Source organism: Yonghaparkia sp. Root332 (genome assembly GCF_001425665.1).
Classification (GTDB): Bacteria; Actinomycetota; Actinomycetes; order Actinomycetales; family Microbacteriaceae; genus Microcella.
The window spans coordinates 800,721-821,772 of sequence record NZ_LMCX01000001.1 but is presented as its reverse complement, the minus strand read 5'-3'; the positions used below and the strand labels follow the sequence as shown (position 1 = coordinate 821,772).

At 71.6% G+C, this 21,052-nt stretch carries 15 protein-coding genes; 9 read left to right on the top strand and 6 right to left on the bottom strand.

Going from position 1 to position 21,052, the window contains the following annotated elements:
- Positions 1-126: 126 nt before the first annotated feature.
- Positions 127-3,975, bottom strand: a complete 3,849-nt coding sequence (rpoC, locus tag ASC54_RS03910) for a DNA-directed RNA polymerase subunit beta' (RefSeq protein ID WP_055857322.1) — start codon at positions 3,973-3,975, stop codon at positions 127-129.
- A 51-nt stretch (positions 3,976-4,026) separates the two neighbouring features.
- The gene (gene rpoB, locus ASC54_RS03905) at positions 4,027-7,521 is read right to left on the bottom strand and encodes a DNA-directed RNA polymerase subunit beta (RefSeq protein ID WP_055896823.1); all 3,495 of its coding nucleotides are present in this window, start codon (positions 7,519-7,521) and stop codon (positions 4,027-4,029) included.
- A gap of 291 nt (positions 7,522-7,812) precedes the next feature.
- Here rpoB and ASC54_RS03900 point away from each other — a divergent pair, with 291 nt between their 5' ends.
- A complete protein-coding gene (locus tag ASC54_RS03900; RefSeq protein ID WP_055896820.1) occupies positions 7,813-8,673 on the top strand; it encodes a spermidine synthase in 861 nt (286 codons plus the stop codon).
- A 45-nt stretch (positions 8,674-8,718) separates the two neighbouring features.
- On the opposite strand, the gene ASC54_RS03895 is transcribed toward ASC54_RS03900, so the two are convergent.
- Positions 8,719-9,126, bottom strand: coding sequence for a group 1 truncated hemoglobin (locus ASC54_RS03895; protein ID WP_055857325.1), 408 nt, complete (start codon positions 9,124-9,126; stop codon positions 8,719-8,721).
- 169 nt (positions 9,127-9,295) lie between these two features.
- Between ASC54_RS03895 and ASC54_RS03890 the strand changes: the two genes are divergently transcribed.
- Positions 9,296-9,751, top strand: a complete 456-nt coding sequence (locus tag ASC54_RS03890) for a SprT-like domain-containing protein (RefSeq protein WP_055857326.1) — start codon at positions 9,296-9,298, stop codon at positions 9,749-9,751.
- A gap of 12 nt (positions 9,752-9,763) precedes the next feature.
- Here ASC54_RS03890 and ASC54_RS03885 read toward each other — a convergent pair whose 3' ends face one another.
- Both ASC54_RS03885 and ASC54_RS03880 read right to left on the bottom strand, forming a co-directional pair.
- Positions 9,764-10,066: a DUF427 domain-containing protein gene (locus tag ASC54_RS03885; protein ID WP_055896817.1), complete on the bottom strand. Its 303-nt coding sequence runs from the start codon at positions 10,064-10,066 to the stop codon at positions 9,764-9,766.
- A gap of 52 nt (positions 10,067-10,118) precedes the next feature.
- On the bottom strand, positions 10,119-10,688 hold the full coding sequence (locus ASC54_RS03880) for a hypothetical protein (protein ID WP_055896814.1): 570 nt from the start codon (positions 10,686-10,688) through the stop codon (positions 10,119-10,121).
- 35 nt (positions 10,689-10,723) lie between these two features.
- On the opposite strand from ASC54_RS03880, the gene ASC54_RS03875 reads away from it, so the two are divergent.
- The 5 genes from ASC54_RS03875 (at position 10,724) to ASC54_RS03855 (ending at position 15,181) form a co-directional block, all read left to right on the top strand.
- Complete coding sequence (locus ASC54_RS03875) at positions 10,724-11,224, top strand: hypothetical protein (protein WP_055896811.1); 501 nt, start codon at positions 10,724-10,726, stop codon at positions 11,222-11,224.
- Entirely contained in the window at positions 11,221-11,874 is a 654-nt protein-coding gene (locus ASC54_RS03870) for a DUF1684 domain-containing protein (protein WP_055857336.1), read from the top strand. Before ASC54_RS03875 ends, ASC54_RS03870 begins: the two co-directional genes overlap by 4 nt.
- Before the next feature lie 286 nt (positions 11,875-12,160).
- Positions 12,161-13,780, top strand: a complete 1,620-nt coding sequence (locus ASC54_RS03865; RefSeq protein WP_055896809.1) for a DEAD/DEAH box helicase — start codon at positions 12,161-12,163, stop codon at positions 13,778-13,780.
- Between the two features lie 105 nt (positions 13,781-13,885).
- Positions 13,886-14,374: a GNAT family N-acetyltransferase gene (locus ASC54_RS03860; protein ID WP_055896806.1), complete on the top strand. Its 489-nt coding sequence runs from the start codon at positions 13,886-13,888 to the stop codon at positions 14,372-14,374.
- Between the two features lie 273 nt (positions 14,375-14,647).
- Positions 14,648-15,181, top strand: coding sequence for a GNAT family N-acetyltransferase (locus ASC54_RS03855; RefSeq protein WP_055896803.1), 534 nt, complete (start codon positions 14,648-14,650; stop codon positions 15,179-15,181).
- Positions 15,182-15,193: 12 nt separating this feature from the next.
- Here the strand turns inward: ASC54_RS03855 and ASC54_RS03850 are convergent, their stop codons facing one another.
- The gene (locus tag ASC54_RS03850; RefSeq protein WP_055857345.1) at positions 15,194-15,736 is read right to left on the bottom strand and encodes an NUDIX hydrolase family protein; all 543 of its coding nucleotides are present in this window, start codon (positions 15,734-15,736) and stop codon (positions 15,194-15,196) included.
- Between the two features lie 52 nt (positions 15,737-15,788).
- Here ASC54_RS03850 and ASC54_RS03845 point away from each other — a divergent pair, with 52 nt between their 5' ends.
- Both ASC54_RS03845 and ASC54_RS03840 read left to right on the top strand, forming a co-directional pair.
- Entirely contained in the window at positions 15,789-16,436 is a 648-nt protein-coding gene (locus tag ASC54_RS03845; protein WP_055857349.1) for an alpha/beta hydrolase, read from the top strand.
- Positions 16,437-16,481: 45 nt separating this feature from the next.
- On the top strand, positions 16,482-21,041 hold the full coding sequence (locus ASC54_RS03840) for a DEAD/DEAH box helicase (RefSeq protein WP_055896800.1): 4,560 nt from the start codon (positions 16,482-16,484) through the stop codon (positions 21,039-21,041).
- Positions 21,042-21,052: the final 11 nt, after the last annotated feature.

The window sequence follows — 21,052 nt, the reverse complement described above, 5'->3', positions numbered from 1 at the left end:
GGGAGCGCTCCCCCGGGCCCTGCACCACCGTACCGTTTCGCGCGGAGTGCTCAGCTTCCGCCGCGCGCCGGCAACGGCAGAGGGCCCCTGCCGTGCGGCAGGGGCCCTCGTGCGGTGCGGTGCGACCTAGTTGTAGGTGCCCGGGGTGAAGTCGTCGCTCGAGAACGAGTCGAAGTCGACGAACGACAGGTCCGCCTCGCTGAACGACGAGTCGTCGGCGAAGATGCGGTTGGGGTACCGCTCGGCCTTCGCCTCCTCCGTCGCCTCGACCGAGACGTTCCGGTACGCGGGCAGGCCTGTTCCGGCCGGGATCAGCTTTCCGATGATCACGTTCTCCTTGAGGCCAAGCAGCGGGTCGCGCTTGCCCTCCATGGCGGCCTGCGTGAGCACGCGGGTCGTCTCCTGGAAGGACGCGGCCGACAGCCACGACTCGGTCGCGAGCGAGGCCTTGGTGATTCCCATGACCTCCTGGCGGGCCGAGGCGGTCTTCTTGCCCTCGGACAGCGCGGCGCGGTTGATGTCGTTGTACTTCGAGCGGTCGACGAGCTCGCCGGGGAGCAGGTCGGTCTCGCCGTGGTCGACGACGGTCACCTTGCGGAGCATCTGACGGACGATGACCTCGATGTGCTTGTCGTGGATCGGCACGCCCTGCGAGCGGTAGACGCCCTGGACGCCCTCGACGAGGTGCTGCTGCACGGCGCGCACGCCCTTGACCCGCAGGACCTCCTTCGGGTCGACGGGACCCTCGAAGATCTGCTGGCCGAGCTCGACGTGCTGGCCGTCCTCGACGAGCAGCTGCGAGCGCTTCGAGACGACGTACACGACCTCCTCGTCCCCGTTGTCGGGGGTGAGGATGACGCGGCGCTGCTTCTCCGCGTCCTCCACGACGATGCGACCGGCGCTCTCGGCGATGGGGCTCGCGCTCTTCGGGGTGCGGGCCTCGAAGAGCTCGGTCACGCGGGGAAGACCCTGCGTGATGTCGTCGGCCGAGGCCGAGCCACCGGTGTGGAAGGTGCGCATCGTGAGCTGCGTGCCGGGCTCGCCGATCGACTGGGCCGCGATGATGCCGACGGCCTCGCCGAGGTCGACGCGCGTACCGGTCGCGAGCGAGCGGCCGTAGCAGGCGGCGCAGACGCCGACCGCGGACTCGCACGTCAGGACCGAGCGGACCTTGATCGTGCCGACCCCGGCCGCGACGAGCTCGTTGATGAGCACGTCGCCGACGTCGGAGCCGGCCGCCGCGACGACCTCGCCCGAGGCGCTGACGGCGTCGGCCGCGAGAGTGCGCGCGAACACGAGGTTCTCGACGTTCTCGTCGCGGACCCACGTGCCGTCGACCTCGTGGGCGATCGGGAACTCGAGGCCCTTCGTCGTGCCGCAGTCGTCCTCGCGGATGATGACGTCCTGGGCGACGTCGACGAGTCGACGCGTCAGGTAGCCGGAGTCGGCCGTGCGGAGGGCGGTGTCGGCGAGACCCTTGCGGGCACCGTGCGTGGCGATGAAGTACTCCGCCACCGACAGGCCCTCGCGGTACGAGTTGATGATCGGACGGGCGATGATCTCACCGCGCGGGTTCGAGACGAGGCCTCGCATACCGGCGATGTTTCCGACCTGCAGCCAGTTGCCTCGGGCGCCCGAGGTGACCATGCGGTTGATCGTGTTGTCGGTCGGGAAGTTCGCCCGCATCTCGTCGTTGACCGCCTTGGTGCCCTCGCTCCAGAGCGCGACGAGCTCGCGACGACGCTCCTCGTCGGTGATGAGACCCTTCTCGAACTGGACCTGGATCTTCGCCGCCTTCTTCTCGTAGTCGGCGACGATCTCCTTCTTGCGCGGCGGCGTGAGCACGTCGCTCAGCGCGACGGTGACGCCCGAGCGGGTCGCCCAGTAGAAGCCGGCGTCCTTCACCTTGTCGAGGGTGGCCGCGACGACGACCTTCGGGTAGCGCTCGGCGAGGTCGTTCACCAGCTGCGAGATGGCGCCCTTGTCGGCGACCTTCTCCATGAACGGGTAGTCCTCGGGCAGGAGCTCGTTGAAGAGCGCACGACCGAGGGTCGTCTCCTTCAGCTCGCGGCCGCCCTCGAACTTCTCGCCGAAGAGGCGGATGCGCACGGTGGCGTTGAGGTGCAGCGAGTGCTGGTCCATCGCCATGATCGCCTCGGAGACCGAGGAGAAGGCACGGCCCTCGCCCTCGGCGCCCTCGCGGACGGTCGTGAGGTGGTGGAGGCCGATGATCATGTCCTGCGTGGGAACCGTCACCGGGCGGCCGTCGGACGGCTTGAGGATGTTGTTCGACGCGAGCATGAGGATGCGTGCCTCGGCCTGGGCCTCGACCGACAGCGGCAGGTGCACGGCCATCTGGTCGCCGTCGAAGTCCGCGTTGAACGCGGCGCAGACGAGCGGGTGCAGCTGGATGGCCTTGCCCTCGACGAGCTGGGGCTCGAACGCCTGGATGCCCAGGCGGTGCAGGGTCGGCGCGCGGTTCAGCAGGACGGGGCGCTCGCGGATGATCTCCTCGAGGACGTCCCACACCTGCGGGCGCGAGCGCTCGACCATGCGCTTGGCGCTCTTGATGTTCTGGGCGTGGCCCAGGTCGATCAGGCGCTTGATGACGAAGGGCTTGAACAGCTCGAGCGCCATGAGCTTCGGCAGACCGCACTGGTGCAGCTTCAGCTGCGGGCCGACGACGATGACCGAGCGGCCCGAGTAGTCGACGCGCTTGCCGAGCAGGTTCTGGCGGAAGCGACCCTGCTTTCCCTTGAGCATGTCGCTCAGGGACTTCAGGGCGCGGTTGCCGGTGCCCGTGACGGGGCGACCGCGGCGGCCGTTGTCGAACAGCGCGTCGACGGCCTCCTGCAGCATGCGCTTCTCGTTGTTGACGATGATCTCGGGTGCACCGAGGTCGAGAAGGCGGCGCAGGCGGTTGTTGCGGTTGATCACGCGGCGGTACAGGTCGTTCAGGTCGCTCGTGGCGAAGCGGCCGCCGTCGAGCTGGACCATCGGGCGCAGCTCCGGCGGGATCACCGGGACGACGTCGAGGACCATCGCGGCGGGCGAGTTGCCCGTCTGCAGGAACGAGTTCACGACCTTGAGGCGCTTGATCGCACGGATCTTCTTCTGACCCTTGCCGCCGGCGATCTGCTCGTGGAGCAGCTCGCTCTCGGCGGCGAGGTCGAAGGCCTCGAGGCGCTTCTTGATCGCCTCGGCGCCCATGTGCGCCTCGAAGTACAGGCCGTAGCGGTCCTGGAGCTCCTGGAAGACCGAGTCCTCCGGCTTGAGGTCGCCGACCTTGAGGGTGCGGAAGTCCTCCCACACGCGCTCGAGCTGCGCGATCTGCTCGTCGAACGACTTGCGGATCTGCGACATCTCCTTCTCGCCGGCGTCCTTGACCTTGCGCTTCTGGTCGGCCTTGGCGCCCTCGGCCTCGAGCTCGGCGAGCTCGCCCTCGAGGCGCTGCAGACGGTCGGCGATCATCGAGTCGCGCTGGCCCTCGAGGGTCTTGACCTCGAGGCGGAGCTCGTTCTCGAGTCCGGGGAGGTCGGCGTGGCGCCCCTCCTCGTCGACCGAGATGACCATGTACGCGGCGAAGTAGATGACCTTCTCGAGGTCCTTCGGCGCCATGTCGAGCAGGTAGCCCAGGCGGCTGGGCACGCCCTTGAAGTACCAGATGTGCGTGACCGGGGCGGCGAGCTCGATGTGGCCCATGCGCTCACGGCGCACGGACGACTTCGTGACCTCGACACCGCAGCGCTCGCAGACGATGCCCTTGAAGCGCACGCGCTTGTACTTGCCGCAGGAGCACTCCCAGTCGCGCGAGGGGCCGAAGATCTGCTCACCGAACAGACCGTCCTTCTCGGGCTTGAGGGTGCGGTAGTTGATCGTCTCGGGCTTCTTGACCTCGCCGTGCGACCAGCGACGGATGTCGTCAGCGGTCGCGAGGCCGATCCGGAGCTCATCGAAAGTGGTTGCGTCGAGCAATTGATTCTTCTCTTTCGTAAACAGTCGTCAGTGTCTCGGGAGAGACCCGGATCAGATCTCGTCGATCGACGAGGACTCGAAGCGGGAGGAGATGTTGATGCCGAGCTCCTCCGCGGCGCGGAAGACCTCGTCATCCGTGTCCTTCAGGCTCACCGCGGTGCCGTCGGCCGAGAGGACCTCGACGTTCAGGCACAGCGACTGCATCTCCTTGATGAGGACCTTGAAGCTCTCGGGGATGCCCGGCTCCTGGATGTTCTCGCCCTTGACGATCGCCTCGTAGACCTTCACGCGGCCGAGGATGTCGTCGGACTTGATCGTCAGGAGCTCCTGCAGCGCGTAGGCGGCGCCGTAGGCCTCGAGCGCCCACACCTCCATCTCACCGAAGCGCTGGCCGCCGAACTGGGCCTTACCGCCGAGCGGCTGCTGGGTGATCATCGAGTAGGGGCCCGTCGAGCGCGCGTGGATCTTGTCGTCGACGAGGTGGTGGAGCTTCAGGATGTACATGTAGCCGACCGAGATCGGGTCCGGGAAGGGCTCGCCGGTGCGGCCGTCGAAGAGACGCGCCTTCCCGGTCGAGTCGATCAGCCGGACGCCGTCGCGGTTCGGGGTCGTCGAGTCCAGGAGGCCGGCGATCTCCTCCTCGCTCGCGCCGTCGAACACGGGCGTGGCGACCTTCGTGCCGGGAGCGGCCTCGCGGGCGACCTCGGGCAGACGGTTCGCCCACTCGGGCTTTCCGTCGACCTTCCAGCCGCGCGACGCGGCCCAGCCGAGGTGGATCTCGAGGACCTGGCCGAAGTTCATGCGGCCGGGGACGCCGAGCGGGTTGAGCACGATGTCGACGGGCGTGCCGTCCTCGAGGAACGGCATGTCCTCCACCGGCAGGATCTTCGAGATGACGCCCTTGTTGCCGTGGCGGCCGGCGAGCTTGTCGCCCTCGGAGATCTTGCGCTTCTGGGCGATGTAGACGACCACGCGCTGGTTGACGCCCGAGCCGAGCTCGTCGTCGCCGTCCTGAGCGTCGAACACCTTGACGCCGATGATCGTGCCCTGCTCGCCGTGGGGGACCTTGAGCGAGGTGTCGCGCACCTCGCGCGACTTCTCGTTGAAGATCGCGCGCAGCAGGCGCTCCTCGGCCGAGAGCTCGGTCTCGCCCTTGGGCGTGACCTTGCCGACGAGGATGTCGCCGGGGCGGACCTCGGCGCCGATGCGGATGATGCCGCGCTCGTCGAGGTCGGCCAGGAGGTCCGGGCTGACGTTGGGGAGGTCGCGGGTGATCTCCTCCTTGCCGAGCTTCGTGTCGCGGGCGTCGACCTCGTACTCCTCGATGTGGATCGACGACAGCGTGTCGTCCTTCACGAGGTTCTGGCTGAGGATGATCGCGTCCTCGAAGTTGTGGCCCTCCCACGACATGAACGCCACGAGGAGGTTCTTGCCGAGCGCGAGCTCGCCGTTCTCCGTCGCGGGGCCGTCGGCGATGACCTCGCCGGCCTCGACGCGGTCGCCCGCGTTGACGATGACGCGGTGGTTGTAGTTCGTGCCCTGGTTCGAGCGGTCGAACTTGCGCAGGAAGTACTGCTGGGTCCCGCCCTCGTCGAGCTGGACGGTCACGGCGTCGGCCGAGACCTCCGCGATGACGCCCGCCTTCTCGGCCGTGATGACGTCACCGGCGTCGATCGCGGCGAAGCCCTCCATACCGGTGCCGACGAGCGGCGACTCGGAGCGGAGCAGCGGAACGGCCTGGCGCTGCATGTTGGCGCCCATGAGCGCGCGGTTCGCGTCGTCGTGCTCGAGGAAGGGGATGAGCGACGTCGCGACCGACACCATCTGGCGCGGCGAGACATCCATGTAGTCGACCTGGGCGGAGGGCACGAGCTCGACCTCGCCGCCCTTCTTGCGGATGAGCACGCGCTCCTCGGCGAACGAGCCATCCTTCTTCAGGGGCGCGCCGGCCTGGGCGACGACGTACTCGTCCTCCTCGCTCGCGGTGAGGTAGTCGATGTGCTCGGTGACCTTGCCCTTGACCACGCGGCGGTACGGCGTCTCGATGAAGCCGAACGCGTTGATGCGCGCGAACGACGCGAGCGAGCCGATGAGGCCGATGTTCGGGCCTTCCGGGGTTTCGATGGGGCACATGCGGCCGTAGTGCGAGGGGTGCACGTCGCGCACCTCGACACCGGCGCGCTCACGCGACAGGCCGCCAGGCCCAAGAGCACTGAGCCGGCGCTTGTGGGTCAGACCCGCGAGCGGGTTGTTCTGGTCCATGAACTGCGACAGCTGCGAGGTGCCGAAGAACTCCTTGATCGCGGCGACGACCGGGCGCACGTTGATCAGGGTCTGCGGCGTGATCGCCTCGATGTCCTGCGTGGTCATGCGCTCGCGGACGACGCGCTCCATGCGGCTGAGGCCGGTGCGCACCTGGTTCTGGATGAGCTCGCCCACGGCGCGGATGCGTCGGTTGCCGAAGTGGTCGATGTCGTCCACGTCGAGGCGCAGCTCGACGGGCTTGCCGTCGCGCTGGCCGGGCATGGTCGTGCGGCCCTCGTGCATCGACACCATGTAGCGGATGGTCGCGACGATGTCCTCCACCGTCAGCACCGAGTCCGTCAGCGGGGCGTCGACGCCGAGCTTGCGGTTGACCTTGTAGCGGCCGACCTTCGCGAGGTCGTAGCGCTTGGGGTTGAAGTAGAAGTTGTCGAGGAGCGCGCGCGCGGCCTCGGCGGCGACCTGCTCGCCCGGGCGGAGCTTGCGGTAGATGTCCTTGAGCGCCTCTTCCTTCGTCAGGACGGCGTCCTTCTCGAGGGTCTGCTCGATCGAGTCGAAGCCGGCGAAGGCCTCGCGGATCTCCTCGGTGGTCATGCCGAGGGCCTTGAGGAAGACGGTGACCGACTGCTTGCGCTTGCGGTCGATGCGCACGCCGACCTGGTCGCGCTTGTCGATCTCGAACTCGAGCCAGGCGCCGCGGCTGGGGATGATGCGGGCGGTGTAGACGTCCTTGTCCGAGAGCTTCTCGAGCGTGCGCTCGAAGTAGACGCCCGGGCTGCGGACGAGCTGCGAGACGACGACGCGCTCGGTGCCGTTGATGATGAACGTGCCGCGCTCGGTCATGAGCGGGAAGTCACCCATGAAGACGGTCTGGGTCTTGATCTCGCCCGTCATGTGGTTCATGAACTCGGCCTCGACGTACAGCGGGGCGGCGTAGGTCTTGCCGCGCTCCTTGCACTCGTCGATCGAGTACTTCTGCTCCTCGAGGTACGGGTTCGTGAACGAGAGCTGCATCGTCTCGCCGAGGTCCTCGATGGGGCTGATCTCCTCGAAGATCTCCTCGAGGCCGCTGCGGCCCGGGACGTCGGTGCGACCGGCGGCCTCGGCCTCGGCGACGCGCGCCTTCCAGGCGTCGTTCCCGACGAGCCAGTCGAAGCTCTCGGTCTGCAGCGCCAGCAGATCGGGGACGGTCAGCGTGTCGCTGATCTTGGCGAACGAGAGCCGGGATGCGTTCCGGCCGTTCTGGGGGGACTGGGAATTCTTAGCGGTGCGCGAAGCAGCCAACGAACTAACCTCCGTGGGCGTCGAAGCCCTAATACCGTCGCCGGAGCGACAGATGAACACGGTCGAGTGATCACGCCAGAAACCCATTGAGGGCCCGTGCTCGGGCCCACCCCGCCGCTATACTCGGGGCACGTCAGCCGACCGCCATTTGACGGCTGAAGTTGTCGGGGAGCGCAAACCTCAATACTAGGCGCGCCCGCCCCGCCGTGTCCAGTCGGATTCTTGACCGATCTGCCCCTCTGCGCTATAACCGCGCCGGCCCCCGCCTCGGGCTGTGGCACGCTAGCGGTCATGTCCTCCCCCGTCGCCGTCTCGCGGCAGCTCTCGAACGGCATGCGGGCGGTCATCGAGCCCGACAGATGGTCGCCCGGCAGCTGGAGCCTCATCGTCGACGGCACGCCCCAGTCGCACGTCGATCTCGACGACCCCAGCCGCCTGTTCTTCGAGTACGTGCAGCGCATCGGCCACGTGATCGACGAGTGGGGCGAGGCCGGTCAGCCCATGACGGCCCTGCACCTCGGGGCCGGCGCGCTCACCCTCCCCCGCTACATCGAGTCGACGCGCCCGGGCTCGCGGCAGCAGGTCGTCGAGCTCGAGGAGGAGCTCGTCGCCTTCGTGCGCGAGCACCTCCCGCTGCCGCGCCGCGCGAGCATCCGGGTGCGATACGGGGATGCTCGAGCGACGCTCGCGCGCCTCCCCGCAGCCCTGCACGGCGCGGTCGACCTGATCGTGGTCGACGTCTTCAGCGGCGCGCGCATCCCGGCCCACGTCACGAGCCTCGAGTTCCACGAGGAGGTGCGGCGCTTCCTCGCTCCGAACGGCATCGTCGCGGTCAACGTGGCCGACGGGCCCGGGCTCGCCTTCGCCCGAGCCCAGGCGGCGACGCTGCGGATGGCCTACCGCGACGTCGCCGCGCTCGCCGAGACGGGCATCCTCAAGGGGCGCCGCTTCGGGAACGTCGTGCTCATCGCCTCGACGAGCGAGCTGCCGCTCGACTGGATGCCGCGGCTGATGGCCCGCGGACCGCACCCGGCCACGGTGACGAGCGGCCGCGACCTCGTCAACTGGATCGCGGGCGCCCCGGTCGCGACCGATGCGACCGCCGTGCGCTCGCCGGAGCCGACCTCCGGGCTGTTCTCGCGGCGCGACTGATCCTCCGCCCGGCGGCTCTGGGCGGGGAGGCGCTGCCGACGGGTCTCAGCCGGAGCTCTCCGGCCCGCCGAAGACGGGCGCGCCGGGCGCCACCGAGACGCCGCGGCTGACGATGTCGGCACGCAGTCGAGACAGTCGTCGCAGCACCGTGCGGCGGTCGACGGCGGGGACGTCGGCGGCCTCGAGGGTCTCCCTCATGACGCGGAGGAAGGCGTCGAACTCCGCATCGCCGAGCCGGAACGGGCCGTGCGCCTCGGCGACGGTCTTGCCCGTGTACGAGTGCTGCCCGCCCAGCAGGGCGGAGAGGAACATCGAGCGGTGCCGATTCAGCGCCGCCTCGTCGACATCGCGGAAGTACGGGCCCATGAGCGGGTCAGCCTTCACCCGGGCGGAAAGCTGGTCGACGAGAGCGGCGACGCCCTCGTCGCCACCGAGCCGGCGGATCAGCGGCATGTGAACTCTCCTCACGCTCAGGGCGAGCGTAGTCGCGCGGCGAACGCCGCACACCACTAGAACGCTCGTCCGTCGCGGGTTCCGCATTCGCTAAACGAACATACGGCGGGTCGCGGCGCGCTGGGACGCGCGGAGCGCCCGTGTCGGCGGCGGCTCGTAGCCTGGAGGCATGAGCGAGCTCGAGCGCGTGCGGGTGTGGGCCGAGGCCCTGCTGCGCCTTCACCTCGATGCGACGTGGAGCTTCGGGTTCGACAACGCGACGCGGCGGGCGGGCCTGTGCAACTACACCGACCGCCGCATCACGGTCTCGCGCCACCTCGCCGCGCGCTTCGAGGACGACGAGATCCACCAGATCCTGCTGCACGAGGTCGCGCACGCGCTCGCCGGGCCCGGCACGGGGCACGGTCCCGTCTGGCGCGCGCTCGCCCGCGGGCTCGGCTACGAGGGCGGGCGCACCCACGACGGCCCGATCGCCGATGAGCGCGCGCGCTGGCGCGGCCGCTGCCCGAACGGGCACGAGTTCGTCCGGTTCCGCAAGCCCGCGAAGCCTCTGTCGTGCGGGCAGTGCGCGCGCGGGTTCAGCCCGCAGCACCTGATCGACTGGGTCGATCAGCGCGCCGCGTAGCCGACTCGTCCGCTACGCGGAGACCTGCACCTCTTTCCAGAACGCGACGTAGTCCGAGTAATCGGTTCCGACGCGGTCGAAGGATGCGGGGTACGGCGTCGGGTAGCTCCAGGCGCGATCCTGCAGCTTCTGGCCGTCGACGACGACGGTGAAGTACTGGCACTCGCCCTTCCAGGGGCAGGTGTACGGCGTGGGGCTCTTCTCGAGGAACTCGCTCTTCACGCTCGACGGCGGGAAGTACCAGTTGCCCTCGATCTTGACGAGCTGCTCCTCCGGAGCCTCGGCGATGACGGTGCCGTTGACGTGGGCCTTCATGGTGGGTCCTCCCGGGTCGGTGCCAGACGTGGATCTCTGACCGGGAGGAACGCTAGGCGGAGTGGCTGAATTCCCGCAGGATGACGAGCGCCGACTCCTCGAGGCGCGCGCGGGCGGCGGGAAGGGCATCCGCCCCCTGACTCTCGGCGAGGGCCCGCCCGGCGACCGACGCGGTCAGCATGTGACCCACGGCACCGCGGAGCCCCTGGAAGGCGGCGGCCGCCGCGGCCGCCTCGGGGCTCGTCGCATCGATGCCGACCGCGCCCAGCGCGTCGATGACGGCGCCGGCGAGCAGGACGTCCCCGACGGGGAACCCGTCGGGGCTCTCGAGCGGGGAGCCCGCGGCGACGACGGCGACCATCGTGCGCTCGCCGCGCGCGACCTGCAGCGCGAGGAGGCGCTGGGCGATCGCGGAGGCCGCGCCGAGACGGGCGTCGACGACCTCGAGGCGGTGGGGCAGGGCATCCACCGGAACCTGCTCGGTCGCGATCGCATCGCACCAGACCAGCAGGTGGGCCGAGCCGCCGATGCGGCGAGCGCCGTCGAGCCCGACGTCGAAGCGCACCTGGTAGCGATCCTGGGTGGCGGGGTCGGCGGGTTCGGTGCTGGCGCGGTCGGTCACAGGTCGATGGTAGCCAGGGGGAGCACACTGGTCGCATGCCCGTGACGCTCGATCTCGTTCTCGACTGCCCGCCCGACGCGGCGTGGGAGGCCGTGCACTCGCCGGCCGTGTTCCGGGCGGTGTCGGGGCCGTGGACGACCGTCGAGTCGCTCGAGCCCGGCGGGTTCCCCGAGCGGTGGCCGGGCGGCGAGCACCGCGTGCAGCTGACGCTGCTGGGCGTCGTGCCGATGGGCGTGCAGGTGATCAGGCTGAGCGATGAGTCGCGGATGCTCTCCGACGGCTCGACCGAGCGCATCGTGCACGACGCGGGCGGGCCGGTATCCGGTCCGATGCGCGTCGTCCGCTCGTGGCACCACCGCATGGCGATCTCGGTGGCGCCGGGCGGGCGCACGCGCTTCCGCGATCGGCTCGACGTCGGCGCGGGCATCCTCACCCCCGTCGTGATGATCGGCTTCTGGGTCTTCTGGCAGCTGCGGGCGCGGCAGATCAAGCGCCTCGCCCCGGGCTGGCGCACGCAGTTCGCGAGCCGCCCGTGAGCGCCGGCACGCTCTCGGCCGCCGGCGTCGCGCTCGACACGGTGAGCTGGCGCCGCGCGGTCTTCCGCCTCTACGAGAAGGTGCGGCGCGCGACCGATCTCGAGGCCGCCCACGACGTGTGGCGTCGCGAGCGCGACCGCCTCTTCCTCGAGCACCCCGCCTCGCCGCTGCTGCCCGCCGATCGCGAGCGCTTCACCGGGCTGCGCGTGAAGCCCTACGACCGCGCGTGGCGGTTCGAGTGCGTGATCGCGGATGCTCCTCCCGCGTCGCTCGACGTGCCGACCGGCACCGACGGGGTCGTGCCCTTCGAGCGCATCGGGGTCGTCGACGTGCCCGGCGTGGGCCCGCTCGACGTGTGGCGGCTGCGGTCGTACGGTGGCGGGCTGTTCGTGCCCGTCCGCGACGCGCTCTCGCGCGCCGAGGGCGGCACCTACGGCGGCGGACGCTACCTCCTGGACACCGTCAAGGGCGCCGACCTCGGGCCGGGGCGCGAGCCCGGGTCTCTCGTGATCGACTTCAACTTCGCCTACAACCCCTCGTGCGCGTACGACCCCGCGTGGGCGTGCCCGCTCGCGCCGGCGGGCAACGTCGTCGACGTGGAGATCCCGGTCGGCGAGCGCTACGGGGACGGGCGGGCGGTGCTCGCGTAGCGCGGCTTCCGCGGCGCCGCGAGAGGCCCGACAGACCGACCTGCTACGGTTGAGGCATAGGCACGGCCATTGATGGTCAGCCTGCGTCGTAGAACGCTTACTCATCCCGCACCTCGCGCACCGACTCGCGCACCGCGGTTCGATACTTTCTCACGGCGAACGATGTCGGCCACTGCCGCCGTCGCCACTTCGATTCCCGACTGCGTGCGCCCATGGCGCGCGCTCCGCATCCTGACCGCTCGGTCGCGGATGCCGGGAATCGCGCATGCTCGAAAGGCACCACCCCATGACCGAAACCACCTTCAGCGCGCTCGGCGTGCCGTACCCCCTCGTCGAGGTCCTGACCGCTCAGGGCAAGACCGAGGCGTTCCCCATCCAGGTCGACACCCTGCCCGACACCCTGAACGGGCGCGACGTGCTCGGCCGCGGCAAGACGGGCTCGGGCAAGACCCTGGCCTTCTCGATCCCGATGATCGCGCGCCTCGGCACGCGCCTCGCCGGCGGACCCCGCCGCCCGGGCCGCCCGCTCGGCATGGTCCTCGCCCCGACGCGCGAGCTCGCGACGCAGATCAACGCCGTGCTCGAGCCGCTCGCCAAGGCGTACGGCCTCACGACGACCACGATCTTCGGCGGCGTCTCGCAGAGCCGCCAGGTCAGCGCGCTGCGCGCCGGCGTCGACATCATCGTCGCGTGCCCCGGCCGCCTCGAGGATCTCATGCAGCAGAAGTTCGTCTCGCTCGACGCCGTCGAGATCACCGTGCTCGACGAGGCCGACCACATGGCCGACCTCGGCTTCCTGCCCGGCGTCACGCGCATCATGAAGGCGACGCCCTCCGACGGCCAGCGCCTGCTGTTCAGCGCGACGCTCGACAACGGCGTGGACAAGCTCGTCAAGCAGTTCCTGCACAACCCGGCCACGCACTCGGTCGACGAGGCCAACTCGCCCGTCGCCGCGATGACCCACCACGTGTTCGAGGTCTCGGGCGTGGACGAGAAGAAGCGCCTCGTTTCGGCGCTCGCGTCGGGAAGCGGCCGCCGCATCCTCTTCATGCGCACCAAGCACCAGGCCAAGAAGCTCGCGAAGGCGCTCACGGCCGAGGGGATCCCCGCCGTCGACCTGCACGGCAACCTCTCGCAGCCGGCCCGTGACCGCAACCTCGCCGCGTTCGGCGACGGCAGCGTGCGCGTGCTCGTCGCGACCGACGTCGCCGCCCGCGGCGTGCACGTCGACGACATCGAGCTCGTCATCCACGTCGACCCGCCCATGGAGCACAAGGCGTACCTGCACCGCTCGGGCCGCACCGCCCGCGCCGGCGCCGAGGGCGACGTCGTCACCCTCGTGCTGCCCGAGCAGCGTCGCGACACCGCCGCGCTGCTGAAGAAGGCCGCGATCTCGGTGCAGCCGCAGCAGGTGACCGCGGGCTCGGATGCCGTGACGCGCCTCATCGGCGACGTCGCGCCCCGCGTCGCCGCCGACGCGCTCCCGGCCGTGCTGCGTCCGCCCGTCCAGGGCGGGGGCCGCTCGCAGGGCGCCAACGCGCAGCGCAAGCGCTCGACCCGCGAGGGCTCGGGAGCGGGCCGCTCCGAGTCGGGCCGCTCGGGCTCGGCTTCGGGCTCGGGCTCCGGCCGTCGCGGCGGTCACTCCGGCGCCGCCGGTTCGACGGCCTCCGGCGCCGTGTCGACCGGTGGGGGCGCTCGCGTCCGCACCGATCGCCCGCGCACCGACGCCGCCCCGCACCGCTCCGATGCCGTGCGCCACACCGATGCTCCCGCCGCGCCGCGCACCCGCCAGGGCTCGCGCCGCGCGTCGGCGCCCTCGGGCGGCTCGGGCTCCGGTGCCGGCGGGATCCGCGTCGGCCAGGTCGTCCGCTCGAACAGCTCGGGCGGGCAGCGCCGCGGCCGGTAGTCCGCCGCACCACGCATCGAACGCGCGCGTCTCCCGTTCTCGGGGGCGGGCGCGTTCGCGTTGCCGACATCCGCTGGGTGCTGACGAATCCTCTAGCGTGGTCGGATGACGACCGAGATCCGCCCCGCGACCCCCGACGACGCCGACGCGCTCGGCCGCCTGCACATGGCGTGCTGGCGCGAGGCGTACGGAGAGCTGCTGAGCGCCGAGTTCTTCGGCAGCGCGACGCCCGAGTCGAGCGCCGAGCGCTGGGCGACGACGATCCCGCGCATCGCGAGCGACGGCGGGGTGGTGCTCCTCGCCGAGGAGGACGGAGAGCTCGTCGGGTTCTCGAGCGCGGGCCCGGGCCGCGGCGAGGCCCCGCCGCGCGCGCTCGAGCTGTACGCGATCTACGTCCGAGCATCCGCCTACGGATCGGGACTCGGTCAGCGCCTCCTCGATGCGGCGATCGGCGACCGGCCGGCGTCGCTGTGGGTGCTCGAGCGCAACCCGAGGGCGCGGGCCTTCTACGAGCGCAACGGATTCACCCACGACGGAACCACTGAGCTGCTGCCGAGGTTCGAGAACCTCGTCGAGCTCCGGCTGGTGCGCTGAGCCCGCGCGGGGAGCGCGTCCGCGGCCGACAGGCTCAGGATGCAGAGGAGTGACGTAATCGCATTTCGACACTCCTCCACATCGTGAGCGCCGCCGAAGTCGGGCTCGCGGCTGCCGACCATCGCCCTCGGCCCACCTCCTACCGTTGTTGAGGAGTGTCGAAATCGATTTACGTCATTCCTCAACAACGGTAGGGCGGAGGGGGCGGGCCGACTGTCGGCGGAGCGTGGGAGCACGAGGGAACGCCGAGCCCGCGGGTTCTAGGCTCTCGGGGTGCTCGAGTTCCGCATGCGCCCCGCGACGGTCGCCGACGCTCCCGCGCTCGGCCTACTGCACCGGCAGTGCTGGCTCGAGACCTATGCCGGGGTCCTGAGCGAGCGGTTCCTCGCTGCGGCGAGCGCCGACTCGCTCACCGACGAATGGGCCGGGATGCTCGCCGCGGGCTCGGCCGACGCCACCGTTCCTGGCTCGAAGGCGCTCGTCGCCGAGCTGCTCGACCCGTCAGCCGGGCCGAGCGGCACGTCGCCGGCGCTCGTCGGCTTCGCGCGGAGCGCCCCGAGCGACGATCCCGAGGCCCCGCGGTCGACGAAGCTCGACTCGCTCTACACGCTCGCGAGCACGCACGGCTCCGGGCTCGGCGCGCGCCTGCTCGACGGCGTGCTCGGTGACCGACCCGCCTACGCGTGGATCGTCACGGCGAACGAGCGGGCGCGCCGCTTCTACGAGAAGCACGGGTTCGCGCTCGACGGCCTGGGGCATCCGTACGCGCCCTGGGACGACGCCCACTGCTCGCGGATGGTGCGCTGAGACGCAACAGTTCTACGGCAGCACGCCCACCGAGGCGAGCGCGGCCCGCAGCAGCACCCCGCGGCCGCCCTCCATCTCGGCCGAGACGCGCTCCGACGCGGCCTCCTCGGGCGTGAGCCAGGTGAGCTCGAGGGCATCCTGCCGCGGGTCGCACGTGCCCGTCACCGGGACGACGTAGGCGAGGGCGACCGCGTGCTGGCGGTCGTCGCTGAAGCGCGAGACGCCCGGCAGGGGGAAGTACTCGGCGACGTGGAACGGGTTCGGCGACGCCGGCAGCTGCGGGAACGCCATGGGCCCGAGATCCTTCTCGAGGTGTCGGAAGAGCGCGTCGCGCAGCGTCTCGCCGTACATGACGCGGCCCGAGACGAGGGTGCGGGTCATCGACCCGGAGGTATTGACGCGCAGCAGCACGCCCACCTCGGTCACCTGCCCCATGCCGTCGACGCGCACCGGCACGGCCTCGACGTACAGCAGCGGCAGTCGACGGCGGATCTGCTCGAGCTCGTCGTCCGACAGCCATCCGGGGTTGGGGTCGGGCGTGCGCGTGTTGGCCATGCCTCATTCTTACCCCAGGCGGGCGAGGAGCCCCGTGGTGTTGACTCGAGGCATGACCGGGATGCAGCTCATCGACGACTCCGCGATCATGTGGTCGGCCCCCGAGCACGAGCGCGCCGAGCGCCCGCTGCTCGTCCTGATGCACGGCTACGGCTCGCACGAGGGCGACCTCTTCGGCCTCTCGCAGTACCTGCCGCTGCAGCCGGTCATCGCGAGCCTGCGCGGCCCGCTGCGCTCCGGACTCGGGTACGCCTGGTACGACATCACGGATGACCGGGGCCCGCAGGCCGACGCCGCCGCGCGCGGCATCCTGCACTGGCTCGACCGGCAGCCCGCGACGAGCGTCGGCCTGCTCGGCTTCAGTCAGGGCGGGTCGATGGCGATCCAGCTCCTGCGCCACGCGCCCGAGCGCTTCGACTTCGCCGTGAGCCTCGCCGGCTTCGTCGTCCCCGGCCCCGCCCCCGCCGACGACCGGATGCTCGACCAGAGGCCGCCCGTCTTCTGGGGCCGCGGCACCCTCGACCAGGTCATCGCGCCCGCCCTCATCGAGCACACCCACGACTGGCTTCCGCGCCACGCGACCGTCACCGACCGCATCTACGAGGGCCTCGGGCACGCCGTGAGCGAGGCCGAGCTCAGCGACGTCCTCGGCTTCCTGCGCCCGTTCTACGCCGCGCCCTCCGACCCGACTGCGGGCTGAGAACCGGCCGGGGATGCTGTCGGCCGTCGCGTGCATGATGAACAGATGACCTCCCCCGACCTCGATCGCGTGCTCGGCCGGTTCGCACCGGCGACCCGCACGTGGTTCGACGGCGCCTTCCCCGAGCCGACGCCCGCGCAGCTCGGCGCGTGGGAGGCCATCTCGAGCGGCCAGCACGCCCTCGTCGTCGCACCGACCGGCTCGGGCAAGACCCTCGCGGCGTTCCTCTGGTCGATCGATCGGCTCATCGCCGAGCCGGCCGCCGGCACCGCCAGCACAGCCGCAGCCGCAGCCGACGAGCCGCGGCGCACGCGCGTCCTCTACATCTCCCCCCTCAAGGCGCTCGGCGTCGACGTGGAGCGCAACCTGCGCTCGCCGCTCATCGGCGTGACGCAGACCGCGGCGCGGCTGGGGCACCCGGCGCCGACGATCACGGTGGGCGTGCGATCGGGAGACACGCCGTCGGCGGAGCGGCGGGCGCTGCAGAAGACGCCCCCGGACATCCTCATCACGACCCCCGAGAGCCTCTACCTCATGCTCACGTCGAGCGCGCGCGAGTCGCTCGACAGCGTCACGACCGTCATCGTCGACGAGGTGCACGCCGTCGCCGGCACGAAGCGCGGCGCGCACCTCGCGCTGAGCCTCGAGCGGCTCGACGCGAGGCTCGCGACGCCCGTGCAGCGCATCGGCCTGTCGGCGACGGTGCGGCCGGTCGAGGAGGTCGCTCGGTTCCTCGGCGGGCGCAGCCCCGTGACGATCGTGCAGCCGCCCGCCGCGAAGACCTTCGACCTGCGCGTCGTCGTGCCCGTCGACGACATGACGCAGCCGCCCCCCGTCGGCCCCGTCGACGACGAGGGCTCGGCCGCGGGCGGAGCGGCGAACCCGTCGATCTGGCCGCACGTCGAGGAGGACATCGTCGACCGCGTGCTCGCGAACCGCTCGACGATCGTGTTCGCGAACTCGCGGCGGCTCGCCGAGCGGCTCACGGCGCGGCTCAACGAGATCTGCGCAGAACGCCTCGGAGAGGGCGCGGAGCTGCTCGCGCGCGCCCACCACGGCTCGGTCAGCAAAGACCAGCGCGCCGAGATCGAAGACGCCCTGAAGTCGGGCCGCCTGCGCTGCGTCGTCGCGACGAGCAGCCTCGAGCTCGGCATCGATATGGGCGCGGTCGACCTGGTCATCCAGGTCGAGTCGCCGCCGAGCGTCGCGAGCGGCCTGCAGCGCCTCGGCCGGGCCGGTCACCAGGTGGGCGAGATCAGCCGTGGCGTCATCGTGCCGAAGCACCGCGCCGACATCCTGCACGCGACGGTCGCGAGCGAGCGGATGCTCTCGGGCCAGATCGAGCAGCTCAGCGTGCCCGCCAACCCGCTCGACGTGCTCGCCCAGCAGACCGTCGCGCACGTCGCCCTCGAGCCCGCCGACATCGACGAGTGGTTCGACGCCGTGCGCCGCAGCGCCCCGTTCGCGACCCTGCCGCGCTCGGCGTACGAGGCCGTGCTCGACCTGCTGAGCGGCCGCTACCCGAGCGATCGCTTCGCCGAGCTGCGCCCCCGCATCGTGTGGGATCGCGTGAGCGGCCAGCTCTCGGGCCGCCCCGGCGCGCAGCGGCTCGCGGTGACGAGCGGCGGCACGATCCCCGATCGCGGGCTCTTCGGCGTGTTCCTGGCGGGCGAGGGAGCGGGTCGCCGCGTCGGCGAGCTCGACGAGGAGATGGTCTACGAATCGCGCGTCGGCGACGTCTTCGCGCTCGGCGCGACGAGCTGGCGGATCGAGGAGATCACGCACGACCGCGTCGTCGTGACCCCCGCGTTCGGCCAGCCCGGCAAGGTGCCGTTCTGGAAGGGCGACGGCCTCGGGCGCCCGGCCGAGCTCGGGCGTGCGCTCGGCGCGACGACCCGCGAGCTCGCCGCCGCCTCGCCGGATGCCCGGCGCGACCGCCTGCGCGCCGCCGGTCTCGACGACCGGGCCGTCATGAACCTCGACGCGCTGCTCGCCGAGCAGGTCGCCGCGACGGGCCAGCTGCCGACCGACTCGACGCTCGTGATCGAGCGGTTCCGCGACGAGCTCGGCGACTGGCGCGTCATCCTGCACTCCCCCTTCGGGCTCGGCGTGCACGCGCCCTGGGCGCTCGCGATCTCGGCGCGGCTGCGCGAGCGGCACGGCTTCGACGGCGCGGCGATCGCGGCCGACGATGGGCTGGTCGTGCGGCTGCCCGACACCGAGGCCGAGGCGCCGGGAGCCGAGCTGTTCCTCTTCGACCCGGCCGAGCTCGACGCGCTCGTGACGAGCGAGGTCGGCGGCTCGGCCGTGTTCGCCGCGCGCTTCCGCGAGTGCGCGCAGCGCGCCCTCCTGCTGCCGCGCCGGAATCCCTCGCAGCGCTCGCCGCTGTGGCAGCAGCGCCAGCGCGCGAGCCAGCTGCTCGAGGTCGCGCGCGAGTTCCCGAGCTTCCCGATCGTGCTCGAGACGATCCGCGAGGTGCTGAGCGACGTCTACGACCTTCCGGGCCTCACGGCGATCGCGACGGCGATCGACCAGCGCGAGCTGCGCATCATCGAGGTCGAGACCCCGAGCCCCTCGCCCTTCGCCCGGTCGCTGCTGTTCGGCTACGTCGCCGCCTTCCTCTACGAGGGCGACAGCCCGCTCGCCGAGCGCCGCGCGGCCGCCCTCAGCATCGACTCGACGCTCCTCGCCGAGCTGCTGGGCCGCGCCGAGCTCCGCGAGATCCTCGACCCCGAGGTCATCGCGCAGACCGAGGCCGAGCTGCAGCGCCTCGCCCCCGACCGCCGCGCGAAGGACGACGAGGGCGTCGTCGACCTCCTGCGCATCCTCGGCCCGCACTCCGTCGACGAGCTCGCCGCGCGCGCGGTCGAGGGCGCGACCGTCGAGGAGTGGCTCGTCGCCCTCGCCCGCACCAACCGGGTCTTCCGATTCGCCGTGCGCGACGCGGGCGGCGCGAGCGCCGAGCGCTGGGCCGTGGTGGAGGACGCCGCGCGCCTGCGCGACGCTCTCGGTACGCCCATCCCCCACGGCGTGCCGAGCGCGTTCCTCGATCCGGTGCCCGACCCGCTCGGCGACCTCGTCGCGCGCTTCGCCCGCACGCACGGCCCCTTCACGGCGCACGACGTCGCCGACCGGCTGGGGCTGGGCATCGCGGTCGTGACGGATGCCCTGCGCCGGCTCGCGAGCGACCGACGCGTCATCGAGGGCGAGTTCCGGCCCGGGTCCTCCGGCACCGAGTGGGTCGACGCCGAGGTGCTCCGCCGCCTCCGGAGCCGCAGCCTCGCCGCCCTGCGGGCCGAGATCGAGCCCGTGAGCGCGGGCGCGCTCGGCCGCTTCCTGCCCGCGTGGCAGCACCTCGGCCGCGGGGGCGGCACGGGCGGCGGCGCGCTGCGCGGCATCGACGGCGTGCTGCAGGCCGCCGAGCAGCTGCAGGGCGTCGCGCTGCCGGCCTCGGCGTGGGAGACCCTCGTGCTGCCGAGCCGCGTGCGCGACTACTCGCCCGCGTGGCTCGACGAGCTCATGGCGAGCGGCGAGCTCGTCTGGTCGGGCGGCGGGTCGCTGCCGGGCAGCGACGGCTGGCTGAGCATCCACCTGCCGCACCTCGCGCCTCTGAGCCTCGCCGAGCCGACCGCCCTCGAGGCCGACGCCGGCGCGACCGAGCGGCAGGAGGGCATCCTCTCGGTGCTCGCGGGCGGCGGCGGGTTCTTCTTCCGCCAGCTCGCCGACGCGACCGGAGCGACCGACGACGCGCGCCTCGCCGACGACCTGTGGCAGCTCGTCTGGGCGGGGCTCATCACGAACGACACCTTCGCGCCGGTGCGCGCGATGCTCGGCTGCTCGAAGCGCCCGACCGCGGCACGGGCGCCGCGACCGCGCGCGTACCGCGGCTACGCCCGCCCGACGATGCCCGCCCGCTCGGGCCCGCCATCGACAGCGGGTCGCTGGTCGCTCCTGCCCGACCGCGACCTCGACCCCACGCGCCGCGGCGCGCACCTCGCCGACAGCCTGCTCGAGCGGTACGGCGTCGTCACTCGCGGTGCCGTGCAGGCCGAGAACGTGCGCGGCGGCTTCGCGCTCATGTACAAGGTGCTCGCGCGCATGGAGGAGGCCGGGCGCGTGCGCCGCGGCTACTTCGTCGAGCACCTCGGCGCGGCGCAGTTCGGCACGCCCGCGACGGTCGACCGGCTGCGCACCTTCGTGCGCGATCAGGATGCGGCCCCCGCCCTGGCGCCGCTCGTCCTCGCCGCGACCGACCCCGCCAACCCGTATGGCGCGGCCCTGCCGTGGCCGGGCGCCGCGGACGACCCCGTCGTCGGCACGCCCGCGCACCGGCCCGGGCGCAAGGCCGGAGCCCTCGTCGCCCTCGTCGACGGGCACCTCGCCGCCTACCTCGAGCGCGGCGGCAAGAGCGCACTGACCTTCACCGATGAGCCCGCGTCGCTCGCGGCGGCCGCGACCGAGCTCGCCGCCGTCGTGCGCGCCCGCCTGCGCTCGCTGCGGATCGAGCGCGTCAATGGCGCGAGCGTCTTCGGCACCCCGTTCGCCGAGGCGCTGCAGGAGGCGGGCTTCGTCGCGACGCCGCAGGGCCTGCGGCTGCGGATCTAGGCCGGGCCGGG

Excerpts from the sequence above, each read along its gene's own strand:
- ASC54_RS03900 (WP_055896820.1), top strand. The coding sequence starts at position 7,813 with ATGTCCTCCCCCGTCGCCGTCTCGCGGCAGCTCTCGAACGGCATGCGG.
- ASC54_RS03895 (WP_055857325.1), bottom strand. The coding sequence starts at position 9,126 with ATGCCGCTGATCCGCCGGCTCGGTGGCGACGAGGGCGTCGCCGCTCTC.
- ASC54_RS03890 (WP_055857326.1), top strand. The coding sequence starts at position 9,296 with ATGAGCGAGCTCGAGCGCGTGCGGGTGTGGGCCGAGGCCCTGCTGCGC.
- ASC54_RS03885 (WP_055896817.1), bottom strand. The coding sequence starts at position 10,066 with ATGAAGGCCCACGTCAACGGCACCGTCATCGCCGAGGCTCCGGAGGAG.
- ASC54_RS03875 (WP_055896811.1), top strand. The coding sequence starts at position 10,724 with ATGCCCGTGACGCTCGATCTCGTTCTCGACTGCCCGCCCGACGCGGCG.
- ASC54_RS03865 (WP_055896809.1), top strand. The coding sequence starts at position 12,161 with ATGACCGAAACCACCTTCAGCGCGCTCGGCGTGCCGTACCCCCTCGTC.
- ASC54_RS03860 (WP_055896806.1), top strand. The coding sequence starts at position 13,886 with ATGACGACCGAGATCCGCCCCGCGACCCCCGACGACGCCGACGCGCTC.
- ASC54_RS03850 (WP_055857345.1), bottom strand. The coding sequence starts at position 15,736 with ATGGCCAACACGCGCACGCCCGACCCCAACCCCGGATGGCTGTCGGAC.
- ASC54_RS03845 (WP_055857349.1), top strand. The coding sequence starts at position 15,789 with ATGACCGGGATGCAGCTCATCGACGACTCCGCGATCATGTGGTCGGCC.
- ASC54_RS03840 (WP_055896800.1), top strand. The coding sequence starts at position 16,482 with ATGACCTCCCCCGACCTCGATCGCGTGCTCGGCCGGTTCGCACCGGCG.